This is a genomic window from Pseudomonas sp. R38(2017) (genome assembly GCF_002112395.1).
In the GTDB taxonomy this organism is placed as follows: Bacteria; Pseudomonadota; Gammaproteobacteria; order Pseudomonadales; family Pseudomonadaceae; genus Aquipseudomonas.
Genome location: NZ_NEHN01000002.1, coordinates 97,267 through 110,113 on the forward strand (window position 1 = coordinate 97,267; position 12,847 = coordinate 110,113).

Here is a 12,847-nt window from a genome sequence, read left to right on the forward strand (position 1 = left end):
TTGCCCCGACTGTTACGTGTGCATTGGGGGGAAGGCCAGCATGGACAAAGTCATTGTGATCACCGGCGGCGGGCGCGGAATCGGGGCCGCCACTGCGCTGTTGGCTGCCGAGCAAGGCTATCGGATCTGCATCAATTATCAGTCTGACGAACAGGCGGCCCACCACGTACTCGACCAGGTACGTGAGCGCGGCGCCACCGCCATTGCCGTACGTGCCGACGTCAGCATCGAAGACGAAGTGATCGGCCTGTTTCACCGGGTCGACACAGAGCTGGGCCGGGTCACCGCACTGGTGAACAACGCCGGCACCGTCGGGCACAAATCGCGGGTCGACGAAATGTCCGAGTTCCGCATCCTCAAAATCATGAAAACCAACGTTCTGGCGCCGATCCTTTGCGCCAAACACGCGATCCTGCGCATGTCGCCCAAACACGGCGGGCAGGGTGGCAGCATCGTCAACGTGTCTTCGGTCGCCGCACGCCTGGGCTCGCCGAACGAGTACGTCGACTACGCCGCGTCCAAGGGCGCCCTCGACACCTTCACCATTGGTCTCTCCAAGGAAGTGGCGGGCGAGGGGATTCGCGTCAACGCGGTGCGTCCGGGCTACATCTACACCGATTTCCACGCGCTGAGTGGCGATCCGGATCGAGTCAGCAAGCTTGAGTCGGCGATTCCGATGGCCCGAGGCGGGCGACCGGATGAAGTGGCGGAGGCGATTGTGTGGTTGTTGTCGGACAAGGCTTCGTATGCCACCGGGACCTTCGTCGATCTCGGCGGCGGGCGTTAATCAAGGATCGTTCCCACGTCGAGGCGTCGAACGCGTCTGCGTGGGAACGTTCACATCAGAACGACCGCACAATCCGCCCCAACGTCTCCATCGCCTTCTCCGAACTCTCGGTCCACGGGCTGCCGTAGTTCAACCGGATGCAATTGCTGAATCTTTGAGTCGGCGAGAATATCGGCCCCGGCGCAATGCTGATGCCTTGCGCCAACGCCATCTGAAACAACTTCAACGAATCCATCTGCGGTGGCAGTTCCAGCCACAGGAAGTAGCCGCCCGCTGGTTGGCTCACGCGAGTCTGCGCCGGGAAGTAGCGGGCGATGGCCGCGAGCATCGCGCTTTGCTGTTCTTCCAGGGCGTAGCGCAGTTTGCGCAGGTGCCGGTCGTAGCCACCGTGTTGCAGGTAGTCGGCGATCGCCGCCTGGGCCGGCATCGAGGCGCACAGCGAGGTCATCAGTTTCAGGCGTTCGATCTTCTGCGCATAGCGTCCGGCGGCAACCCAACCGATGCGATAGCCGGGGGCCAGGCTCTTGGCGAACGAGCCGCAATGCATCACCAGACCTTCGGTGTCGAACGCCTTGGCCGGTTTTGGCGCCTGTTGGCCGTAATAGAGTTCGGCGTAGACGTCGTCTTCGATCAGCGGCACCTGATGCCGTTTCAGCAGTTCCACCAGTTCCTGTTTCTTGGCCTCGGGCATGGTTGCGCCCATCGGGTTCTGGAAACTGGTCATGCACCAGCAGGCCTTGATCGGATGACGCTCCAGGGTCTGGGCGAGCACGCCGAGGTCGATGCCGTCGCGCGGGTGCACGGGAATTTCCACGGCTTTGAGCTTCAGCCGCTCCAGCACTTGCAGGCTGGCGTAGAACGCCGGGGCCTCGATGGCCACCAGATCACCGGGTTCGGTCACCGCTTGCAGGCACAGGTTCAGCGCTTCGAGGGCGCCGTTGGTGATCAGCAGTTCTTCCATCGGCAGCATCAGCCCGCCGACCATGTAACGCAGGGCGATCTGTCGGCGCAGTTGCGGGTTGCCCGGCGACATGTCGGTGACCACCATGCGCGGGTCCATTTCCCGGGCTGCGCTGGCCAGCGAACGTGACAGGCGTTGCAGCGGGAACAGTTCCGGGCTGGGGAATGCCGAGCCGAACGGCACGGTACTCGGGTCCTTGATCGATTCCAGCACCGAGAACACCAGTTCGCTGACGTCGACCTTGGTGGATTCGTTGACCTGGCTGCTGATCACCGGCTCCGAGAACGGGCTCGGGGCGTGGGTGTTGACGAAGTAACCGGAGCGCGGCCGGGCGCGGATCAGACCGCGACGTTCCAGCAGGTAATAGGCCTGGAATACCGTGGACGGGCTGACGCCATAGGTCTGGCTCGCGTAGCGCACCGACGGCACCCGCTGGCCGGGGCCGAGGACGCCGGAGCGGATCAGTTCAGCGATGTCGTCGGCGAATTTTTCGTAGCGTTTCATCGGTGTCCTGCAATGGATGGGATTTGGAAAACGGTTGTGCCAATGGGCGCAGCGCCATTGGCACAAAGGGTTGCATCTTAAAGCCTCACCGATTCATCGGCGCAACAAACCGGCTCTTCGCCACGCTATAAATCTCAGGCTCATCGCTGTCGGCAATCTTGAAACTCAAGGTCTGCGAGCTGCTGGCCGGGCGATCCGTGGTCATCGCCACCGACACCGGCACATCGATGATCTCGCCTGCAGCAAGGCTCAGCTCGGTCTTGCCTTGCAGCTGGAAGCCATCGCCATCCACCAGGCTCAAGTTGTAGTCCTGGCGCTGCTGGGTCTTGTTGATGACTTTGAGGGTGTAGATGTTTTCGATCTGACCCTGTCCGTTCTCACGGAACAGGCCACGGTCCTTGGTCACGTCCAGCGACACCATCGGCCGTTCGACCAGGGCCAGGGCGAGGGCGCCGATCATCACCACCAGTACCGCGACGTAACCAATCAGCCTCGGACGCAGCAGATGCGTCTTGCCACCCTGCAATTCGCGCTCGGAGGTGTAGCGGATCAGGCCGCGGGCGTAATTCATCTTGTCCATGATCGAGTCGCAGGCGTCGATGCACGCCGCGCAGCCGATGCATTCCATTTGCAGGCCGTCGCGGATGTCGATGCCGGTCGGGCAGACCTGCACGCACAACTGGCAGTCGATGCAATCGCCGAGGCCGGCTTCGGCCGGTTTCACCTCGCGTTTGCGCGGGCCACGGTTTTCGCCTCGGGCCGCGTCGTAGGAAATCGCCAGGGTGTCCTTGTCGAACATCACGCTCTGGAACCGCGCATACGGGCACATGTGCATGCACACCGCTTCACGCAACCAGCCGGCGTTGATGTAGGTGGCGCCGGTGAAAAACAGCACCCAGAACAGACTGACACCGCCGATCTGCAAGGTCAGCAGCTCTTCGGCCAACGGGCGGATCGGGGTGAAGTAGCCGACAAATGTCAGGCCGGTCAGCACGCTGATCGCCAGCCACAGCGTGTGCTTGGCCGCACGCCGTGCCAGTTTGTTCAGGCTCCAGGGTGCCGCTTGCAGTTTGATCCGCTGGTTGCGTTCACCTTCGGTGATCTTCTCGCACCACATGAAAATCCACGTCCACGAGCTCTGCGGGCAGGTGTAGCCGCACCAGACCCGGCCAGCGAACACGGTAATGGCGAACAGGCCGAACGCGGCGATGATCAGCAGCGCCGACAGCAGAATGAAGTCCTGGGGCCAGAAGGTCGCGCCAAAGATGTGGAATTTGCTTTCGGAAAGGTCCCAAAGCACCGCCTGACGCCCGCCCCAGTTCAGCCACACGGTGCCGAAAAACAGCAGGAACAGAAACCCCGCGCCACTCATGCGCAAGGTGCGGAACAGGCCAGTGAAGCTGCGGGTGAAGATCTGGTTGTCGCTGGTGGCGTGTTTCGCCTTCATTGGGCGCGCCGGTACTTTTTTTATCTGGGGAGACGCTTCTACGGTTCGGACGGGGATTCGTTCGCTCATGGTCGTTCGCTCATCAGCCTCCATCAGGCCAGTGAACTATGAGCGCCGATCTGTTTGCATAACAGACTCAGGTATTTCAATAAAAAGCGTATCAGATGGTTTTTGCGCCCGGCCCTGCGACAACTTGAAGCAGCGGGCGGAGCGGGGCGCAGACGCCTATCCCGGACGGCTGCGCGGGATATTGACCAGGGTCATTCAAATCACCGAATCACTGTCGGTGGCCTTGAGATGTTTGCGTCCGTCCCTGGCACCGGCGACGGTCAGCGCATCGGCTTCGGCTTCTGTGATGTAAACGCGCCGGCCTTCGATTTCCACGGCGGACATCGATTTTTCGCTGTCGGTGATGACCGTCAGGTCGCCGCACAGGCGAATCTGTTCACCGTTCTCGGTGGCGAAAAAACAGGTCTGGTTTTCGATGCGCACGGTCATGGGGCTGTCCTTTTTTCCAAGGGTATTGAAAGGTTAGGGCGCCCACCTGCGTGATCGTTCTACGCAACCGATTAATGGTCGCCGCTGTCCACCGTCCATGATCCCTTCACAAGGACTGCGCGATGAACGCCTGGTGGCATGAAGTGTGGGAAACCCTGCAAGCGGAATTTGCCGACATCGGCGATGCATCGCAGCTGACGCGGATCACCGTGCGCCTGTTGATGGCGGCGGTATTGGGCGGGATCCTGGGATTCGAGCGCGAGCACAAGGGTAAGGCTGCCGGGGTCCGAACGCACATGCTGGTGGCTCTGGGTGCGGCGCTGTTTGTGCTGGTGCCGCAATTGTCCGGATCACAGGCCGACGCGATGAGCCGGGTAGTGCAAGGAGTGATCGCCGGTATCGGCTTCCTCGGGGCCGGCACCATTCTGAAGAATCATGAAGGCGATGAAGGTCACGTCAAGGGCCTGACTACCGCTGCCGGTCTGTGGATGACCGCTGCCATCGGCGTCGCGGCCGGATTGGGCCGCGAAGCGACGGCGTTGCTCAGTACGTTGTTGGCACTCGGGATCTTCAATGTCATGCCGCGGATCGTCAAAGTCTTCGAAAAAGACCATGAGCCCTGATCAGACAATCACCGGCGGCATGGTCGACGGTGGCTCTTCCTTGGGCGGCGGCGTGGTGCCCGGTGGCTCCTGTTCCGGGATCGGTTGCGGCTCGGTTTCGGGCAGCACCGGTTTGTCGATGTTCGGATCGGGCGTTTCAGCGGGGATCGGAATCGTCATCAGATGAACCTCCGTGTGGCACATGGCGTGAGAAGTGCTTAAGTGGGTTGACCACTTCTGCGCGAAATCGATCCGATTTTGTGGCGGGGCAAATCCCTGTGAACTTTTGCCGGCGAGGGTCGCTCGGAGCCTGAGAGAGTTCATCGTCAGGCGCAGGCCCGGCCGTGATCGCCAAACAGGCAAACGAGCGTCCTTGGGGCGTTAAGGAGAGATGCTCAATGACTGCTGAAAAAACCTCCGAACAGAGCTACAACCCGCAAATCCCGCTGTCGCAGGCGTTGCTGCTGCCACGCATCGTCATTGAAAACACCCGGCCATCGCTTGATGGCGGGCAGTTTGCCGTCAAGGCTGTGGTCGGGCGCGAAATCGTGGTCACCAGCAAGATCTTCGCCGACGGCCACGACAAACTGGCGGTGCGCATCCGCTGGCGCGAGGAAGGCGAGGAAATCTGGCAAAGCGAAGTCATGAGCGATCAGGGCAACAATGGCTGGGAAGGCCGGTTCCGGCCCCAGCGCATGGGCCGTTATCTGTACCTGATCGAAGCCTGGATCGACCAGTTCGCCAGCTTTCAGTACGAATTGGAGAAAAAACACACCGCCGCCGTCCCGGTCAGCCTGGAACTGCAAGAAGGCCGCACGATGGTGCAACAGGCCGCCGAACGTAGCGAAGGCTCGCTCAGCGAGCGGCTTGCAGCGTTGCACCACGAATTATCCGGTCTGCTCGAAACCGAGCAGGTCGCGCTGTTCCTGCACCCGCAGAGTGCACAGATGATGACCGAGGCTGATCACCGCCCGTATCTGAGCATCAGCGCCGAGTTTCCGCTGGACGTCGAGCGTGAACTGGCTGAGTTCGCCAGTTGGTACGAGCTGTTTCCCCGCTCGATCACCGACGATCCCGCCCGTCACGGCACTTTCAACGATGTGCACTCGCGCCTGCCGATGATCCAGGACATGGGTTTCGATGTGTTGTATTTCACGCCAATCCACCCGATCGGCCGCAGCCATCGCAAGGGCCGCAACAATTCCCTGACTGCGGGGCCGGACGATCCGGGTAGCCCCTATGCGATCGGCAGCGAAGAGGGCGGGCACGAAGCGATTCACCCGCAACTCGGCACTCGTGAAGACTTTCGTCGACTGGTGGCGGCTGCCGCTGATCATGGTCTGGAAATCGCCCTCGATTTTGCGATTCAGTGTTCCCAGGATCACCCTTGGCTCAAGCAGCACCCCGGCTGGTTCAACTGGCGGCCGGACGGCACGATCAAATACGCGGAAAACCCGCCGAAGAAATACCAGGACATCGTCAACGTCGACTTCTACGCGCCGGAAGCGATTCCGAGCTTGTGGGTCGAGCTGCGTGACATCGTCGTCGGTTGGGTCGAGGAGGGCGTAAAGATCTTTCGCGTCGACAACCCGCACACCAAGCCGCTGCCGTTCTGGCAGTGGTTGATTGCCGATGTGCGCACGCTGCACCCGGAGGTGATCTTCCTCGCCGAGGCGTTCACCACCCCGGCGATGATGGCGCGGCTGGGCAAGGTCGGTTACACCCAGAGCTACACCTATTTCACCTGGCGCAACACCAAGGCTGAATTGGCGAGTTACTTCAGCGAACTCAACGAATCGCCGTGGCGCGAGTGCTACCGGCCGAATTTCTTCGTCAACACCCCGGACATCAATCCGGCGTTCCTGCATGAGTCGGGGCGGCCCGGATTTCTCATCCGTGCGGCGCTGGCGACCATGGGGTCGGGCCTGTGGGGCATGTATTCGGGGTTCGAACTGTGCGAATCGGTGCCGGTGCCGGGCAAGGAGGAATACCTCGACTCCGAGAAGTACGAGATCCGCGTCCGCGACTTCAACCAGCCCGGCAATATCATTGCCGAGATCGCCCAACTCAATCGCATCCGCCGGCAGAACCCGGCGCTGCACAGCCATCTGGGCCTGAAGATCTACAACGCCTGGAACGACAACATTCTGTACTTCGGCAAGCGCAGCGCCGATGGCAGCAATTTCATTCTGGTGGCCGTCAGCCTCGACCCGCATCACCCGCAGGAGGCCAATTTCGAATTGCCACTGTGGGAAATGGGCCTGCCGGACGATGCCACCACCCACGGCGAAGACCTGATGAACGGCCATCGCTGGGACTGGCACGGCAAGTACCAGTTCATGCGGATCGACCCGGCTCATCAGCCGTTCGGGATCTGGCGGATAACCGCAGCCTGATCCGGGCCGACGCATTCATGCATTGAACAGGAGTTTCACATGGCGAAGAAACCCAAGTCAGCCACCTTCATCAAGGACCCGCTCTGGTACAAGGACGCGGTGATCTATCAGGTTCACGTCAAATCATTTTTCGACTCCAACAACGACGGGATTGGCGATTTTCCCGGCCTGATCGCCAAACTCGATTACATCGCCGAACTCGGTGTCAACACCATCTGGCTGCTGCCGTTCTACCCGTCGCCACGGCGCGATGACGGTTACGACATTGCTGAATACCGCGGTGTACACAGTGATTACGGAACAATGGCCGACGCCAAGCGCTTCATCGCCGAGGCGCACAAGCGTGGTTTGCGGGTCATCACCGAATTGGTCATCAACCACACCTCGGATCAGCACCCGTGGTTCCAGCGCGCGCGCAAGGCCAAACCCGGTTCAGCGGCCCGCGACTTTTATGTGTGGTCGGATGACGACCAGAAATACGACGGTACGCGGATCATTTTTCTCGACACCGAAAAGTCCAACTGGACCTGGGACCCGGTGGCCGGCCAATACTTCTGGCACCGCTTCTATTCGCACCAGCCGGACCTGAATTTCGACAACCCGCAAGTCATGAAAGCCGTGCTGTCGGTGATGCGTTACTGGCTGGACATGGGCATTGACGGCCTGCGACTGGACGCGATTCCGTACCTGATCGAACGTGACGGCACCAACAATGAAAACCTCCCGGAAACCCACGACGTCCTCAAGCAGATCCGCGCCGAAATCGACGCCAATTATCCGGATCGCATGCTGCTGGCCGAGGCCAATCAATGGCCGGAAGACACCCAGCTGTACTTCGGTGATACCGACGCCGAGGGCGTGAATGGCGATGAATGCCACATGGCGTTTCACTTCCCGCTGATGCCGCGCATGTACATGGCGCTGGCCCAGGAAGATCGCTTTCCGATCACCGACATCCTGCGCCAGACTCCGGAGATCCCGGCCAACTGCCAATGGGCGATCTTCCTGCGCAACCACGATGAACTGACGCTGGAGATGGTCACCGACAAGGAACGCGACTACCTTTGGAACTACTACGCCGCTGACCGCCGTGCGCGGATCAACCTCGGCATTCGCCGGCGTCTGGCGCCGCTGATGGAGCGCGACCGTCGGCGCATCGAACTGCTCAACAGTCTGCTGCTGTCGATGCCCGGCACGCCGACCCTGTATTACGGCGACGAAATCGGCATGGGTGACAACATCTATCTGGGCGACCGTGACGGTGTGCGCACGCCGATGCAATGGTCGATCGACCGCAACGGCGGCTTCTCCCGGGCCGACCCGGCCAGTCTGGTGCTGCCGCCGATCATGGATCCGCAGTACGGCTATCAGTCGATCAACGTCGAAACCCAGGCCGGCGATCCGCATTCGCTGCTGAACTGGACCCGACGTCTGCTGACCGTGCGCAAGCAGTCCAAGGCGTTCGGTCGCGGCACCTTGAAAATGCTGTCGCCGGCCAACCGACGCGTGCTGGCCTATACCCGCGAATACACCGGGCCCGACGGCAAGCATGAAATCATCCTGTGCGTGGCCAACGTGTCGCGCAGCGCGCAAGCGGTGGAACTGGACTTGTCGGCCTACGTCGGCATGGTGCCGGTGGAAATGCTAGGTGGTAACGCATTTCCGCCCATCGGCCAGCTCAACTTTCTGCTGACGCTGGCGCCTTACGGCTTCTACTGGTTTGGCCTGGCGGCGGAAAACCAGATGCCGAGCTGGCACGTTGAACCCGCGCAGAGCCTGCCGGATTTCACCACGCTGGTGCTGAAAAAACGCATGGAGGAACTGCTGGAGGCGCCGTCCCGCGCCACCCTCGAACAGGGCATCCTGCCGAACTGGCTGCAAAACCGCCGCTGGTTCGCCGGCAAGGACGCCGCCATCGACCAGGTGAAACTCGCCTACGGCGTGCGCTTCGGCGACGCACAGCATCCGGTGTTGCTCAGCGAAATCGAAGTACACAGTGACGGGCAGACCAGCCGTTATCAGCTGCCCTTTGGTTTCATTTCGGAAGATCAGGTAGGGCCGGCGTTGCCGCAGCAACTGGCTTTGGCGCGAGTGCGCCGGGTGCGTCAGGTCGGGTTGATCACTGACGCCTTCAGTCTTGAAGCGTTTATACGCGCTGTTCTGCAAGGCATGCAGAGCGGCACGGTGCTGGAATCCAGCGATGGCGAAATCCGTTTCGAAGCCACGCCGCATCTCGACAAACTTGGCCTCGGCGCGGAATCCGAAGTGCGTTATCTGTCTGCCGAGCAATCCAACAGTTCGGTGGTGATCGGCAACAGCCTGGTGCTCAAGTTGATCCGCAAAGTCGCGTCTGGCGTACACCCGGAACTGGAGATGAGCGCTTACCTGACAGCGGCCGGATTTGCCAATATTTCCCCACTGCTCGGCTCGGTGATTCGTCGCGACGGGAGGGGCGAAGACAACCTGCTGATGATCGCCCAAGGCTATCTGAGCAATCAGGGCGATGCCTGGGAATGGACGCAGAACAACCTCGAACGGGCGTTGCGCGATGAGCTGGCGGACGCCGTGTCCGAACAGTCGCAACACTACAACGCCCTCGGCGAGCTGAAGGATTTCGCCGGTATGCTGGGGCAGCGTCTGGGGGAAATGCATCAGGTGCTGGCAGCACCGAGCGACAACAAGGACTTCGCACCGCAGATCAGCTCGACCAAGGATGCGCAGGCGACCGGCAAGGATGTCGGCGCTCAGGTCGAGCACGCGCTGAAGTTGCTCAAGCAGCATCAGGGCGAACTCGATGCAGCGGATCAGAAGCTTGTCGCTCGTCTGCTCGACCACAAGAAAACCATCCTCGCCCATGTGCAGGAGCTGGCGAAAAAATCCGCCGGCGGCTTGCGCATCCGCGTTCATGGCGATCTGCATCTGGGGCAAGTACTGGTGATCAAGGGCGATGCGTACCTGATCGATTTTGAAGGCGAACCGGCGCGGCCACTGGCCGAGCGCCGGGGCAAGCACAGTCCGTACAAGGATGTCAGCGGGGTGCTGCGTTCCTTCGATTACGCCGCCGCGATGACCATCAACGTACACAACGTCGACAACAGTCCCGAGGCTGAGGCGGCGCGTCGCCGGGTCGCCGAACGCTATTTGCGTGAGGCCCGCGAAGCATTTGTCGAGGCATATCGCCGGGCGGCAGCTAGTCTTGATCATGCCTGGCAGGATCCTGAAGGTGCCGACGCCGCACTGGCGTTATTCGGTCTGGAGAAAGCGGCCTACGAAGTGGCCTATGAAGCCGAAAATCGCCCCACCTGGCTACCCGTGCCGTTGCACGGTCTGTATGGGTTACTGACGGGGCTGGAACCCTTTTCCGATCTTGGTGGAGAGTAGTCATGAGTTTCTCGAACAAGGAGCAGGGTCAAGTTAAAGAGCGTTTGCTGCCCGGGGCGAGGGACATCGATGCCCTGGTGCGCGCAGAACATCAGGACCCGTTTTCCATTCTCGGGCCCCACGGCGATGGTGCCGGCGGGCAGTTCATCCGGGCGTATCTGCCCGGCGCGTTAAGCGTTTCGGTACTGGATAAACACAGTGGCGAAGAGCGTGGTCCGCTGGAGGCTACCGAAACACCGGGGCTGTTCGTCGGCCATTTCGAGGACACGCGGCCCTACCTGTTGCGTACCCGTTGGGCCGGTGGTGAGCAGGTTGCGGAAGATCCCTACAGTTTTGGCCAGTTGCTCGGTGAAATGGACTTGTATCTGTTCGCCGAAGGCAACCATCGCGACCTCAGCAGTTGCCTCGGCGCGCAGCTGAAAACCGTCGATGGCGTCGACGGTGTGCGCTTTGCCGTGTGGGCACCGAATGCCCGACGGGTATCGGTGGTCGGCGACTTCAACGTCTGGGACGGACGCCGGCACCCGATGCGCTTGCGGCATCCGTCCGGCGTGTGGGAGTTGTTCATTCCGCGCCTGCAAGCGGGGGAGCTGTACAAGTACGAAATCCTCGGGTCCCACGGCATCCTGCCGCTGAAGGCCGACCCGATGGCGCTGGCCACCAGTCTGCCGCCGGACACTGCGTCGAAAATCGCCTCGCCGCTGCAGATCGACTGGCAGGATCAGGACTGGATGACCGGCCGCCGCGAGCGCCAGCAACACAATGCGCCGCTGTCGATCTACGAACTGCATGCCGGATCCTGGCAATGTGAACTCGACGATCTCGGCGAAGTGGCGCGTCAGTACACCTGGCCGGAGCTGGCCGCGCGGCTGATTCCCTACGTGAAGGAGCTGGGCTTCACCCACATCGAACTGATGCCGATCATGGAGCACCCGTTCGGCGGTTCCTGGGGTTATCAGCTGCTGTCGCAATTCGCGCCGAGTGCGCGTTACGGCACGCCGGATGAATTCGCTGCGTTCGTCAACGCCTGTCATCAGGCCGGTATCGGGGTGATTCTCGACTGGGTGCCGGCGCATTTTCCGACCGATACCCATGGCCTGGCGCAATTCGACGGCACCGCACTGTACGAATACGGCAATCCGCTGGAAGGTTTCCATCAGGACTGGGACACGCTGATCTACAACCTGGGCCGCACCGAAGTGCACGGCTACATGCTGGCGTCGGCGTTGCACTGGCTGAAGCATTTCCACGTCGACGGGCTGCGGGTCGATGCGGTGGCGTCGATGCTGTATCGCGACTATTCGCGCAAGGCGGGGGAGTGGGTGCCCAATCGGCATGGCGGTCGCGAGAATCTGGAAGCCATCGATTTCCTTCGCCACTTGAACGATGTGGTGGCGCTGGAAGCGCCGGGCGCGCTGGTGATCGCCGAGGAGTCCACGGCGTGGCCGGGTGTCAGCCAGAGCACCCAGCAGGGCGGGCTCGGTTTCGCCTACAAATGGAACATGGGCTGGATGCACGATTCGCTGCACTACATTCAGCAGGACCCGGTGTACCGCGCCCATCATCACAACGAGTTGAGTTTTGGTCTGGTGTACGCCTGGTCCGAGCGTTTCATCCTGCCGATTTCCCACGACGAAGTGGTGCACGGCAAGCACTCGCTAATCGACAAGATGCCCGGCGACCGCTGGCAGAAATTCGCCAACCTGCGCGCCTATCTGAGCTTCATGTGGACCCATCCGGGCAAGAAGCTGCTGTTCATGGGCTGCGAGTTCGGCCAGTGGCGCGAGTGGAATCACGATCAGCAACTGGACTGGTATCTGCTCCAGTACTCCGAGCACAAAGGCGTGCAGAAACTGGTTGGCGATCTGAACCGGTTGTACCGCGAAGAGCCGGCCCTGCATGAGCAGGACGATGCGCCGCAAGGGTTTCAGTGGCTGATCGGTGACGATGCGATCAACAGCGTCTACGCCTGGCTGCGCTGGAGCAAGGAGGGGACGCCGGTGCTGGTGGTGGCCAACTTCACGCCGGTGCCGCGTCAGTCGTACCGGGTGGGCGTGCCGTTTGCCGGGCGCTGGAAGGAGCTGCTCAACAGTGACGCCGATACGTATGCCGGCTCCAACTATGGCAACGGTGGCGGGGCGTTCACCGAAGATGTGCCGAGCCATGGTCAGGCGTTGTCGCTGGAGCTGAACCTGCCGCCGCTGGCGGTGTTGATTCTCAAGCCCGAGGGTTGATGATAAACCTGCGGGAGCAAATGGTTTGCTCCCGCAG

At 61.3% G+C, this 12,847-nt stretch carries 9 protein-coding genes; 5 read left to right on the forward strand and 4 right to left on the reverse strand.

Features of this window, described 5'->3' with window-relative positions; genetic code table 11:
* Nucleotides 1–40 precede the first annotated feature (40 nt).
* A complete protein-coding gene (locus tag CAF87_RS04150; RefSeq protein WP_085708225.1) occupies nucleotides 41–787 on the forward strand; it encodes an SDR family oxidoreductase in 747 nt (248 codons plus the stop codon).
* 55 nt (nucleotides 788–842) lie between these two features.
* Here CAF87_RS04150 and mapR read toward each other — a convergent pair whose 3' ends face one another.
* The 3 genes from mapR to CAF87_RS04165 form a co-directional block, all read right to left on the reverse strand.
* Nucleotides 843–2,252: a GntR family transcriptional regulator MpaR gene (gene mapR / locus CAF87_RS04155; RefSeq protein WP_085731144.1), complete on the reverse strand. Its 1,410-nt coding sequence runs from the start codon at nucleotides 2,250–2,252 to the stop codon at nucleotides 843–845.
* 85 nt (nucleotides 2,253–2,337) lie between these two features.
* A complete protein-coding gene (gene ccoG / locus CAF87_RS04160) occupies nucleotides 2,338–3,768 on the reverse strand; it encodes a cytochrome c oxidase accessory protein CcoG (RefSeq protein WP_085731143.1) in 1,431 nt (476 codons plus the stop codon).
* Between the two features lie 195 nt (nucleotides 3,769–3,963).
* Nucleotides 3,964–4,197, reverse strand: a complete 234-nt coding sequence (locus CAF87_RS04165; RefSeq protein ID WP_085731142.1) for a DUF3203 family protein — start codon at nucleotides 4,195–4,197, stop codon at nucleotides 3,964–3,966.
* Nucleotides 4,198–4,319: 122 nt separating this feature from the next.
* Between CAF87_RS04165 and CAF87_RS04170 the strand changes: the two genes are divergently transcribed.
* Complete coding sequence (locus tag CAF87_RS04170; protein WP_085731141.1) at nucleotides 4,320–4,820, forward strand: MgtC/SapB family protein; 501 nt, start codon at nucleotides 4,320–4,322, stop codon at nucleotides 4,818–4,820.
* On the opposite strand, the gene CAF87_RS29205 is transcribed toward CAF87_RS04170, so the two are convergent.
* Nucleotides 4,821–4,979: a hypothetical protein gene (locus tag CAF87_RS29205; RefSeq protein WP_167443771.1), complete on the reverse strand. Its 159-nt coding sequence runs from the start codon at nucleotides 4,977–4,979 to the stop codon at nucleotides 4,821–4,823.
* A 218-nt stretch (nucleotides 4,980–5,197) separates the two neighbouring features.
* Here CAF87_RS29205 and CAF87_RS04175 point away from each other — a divergent pair, with 218 nt between their 5' ends.
* The 3 genes from CAF87_RS04175 to glgB are packed head-to-tail and all read left to right on the forward strand — an operon-like array spanning nucleotide 5,198 to nucleotide 12,810.
* The gene (locus CAF87_RS04175; protein ID WP_085731140.1) at nucleotides 5,198–7,195 is read left to right on the forward strand and encodes an alpha-1,4-glucan--maltose-1-phosphate maltosyltransferase; all 1,998 of its coding nucleotides are present in this window, start codon (nucleotides 5,198–5,200) and stop codon (nucleotides 7,193–7,195) included.
* Nucleotides 7,196–7,234: 39 nt separating this feature from the next.
* The gene (treS, locus tag CAF87_RS04180; protein ID WP_085731139.1) at nucleotides 7,235–10,576 is read left to right on the forward strand and encodes a maltose alpha-D-glucosyltransferase; all 3,342 of its coding nucleotides are present in this window, start codon (nucleotides 7,235–7,237) and stop codon (nucleotides 10,574–10,576) included.
* A gap of 2 nt (nucleotides 10,577–10,578) precedes the next feature.
* Nucleotides 10,579–12,810: a 1,4-alpha-glucan branching protein GlgB gene (glgB, locus tag CAF87_RS04185; RefSeq protein ID WP_085731138.1), complete on the forward strand. Its 2,232-nt coding sequence runs from the start codon at nucleotides 10,579–10,581 to the stop codon at nucleotides 12,808–12,810.
* The last annotated feature ends 37 nt before the right edge of the window (nucleotides 12,811–12,847 follow it).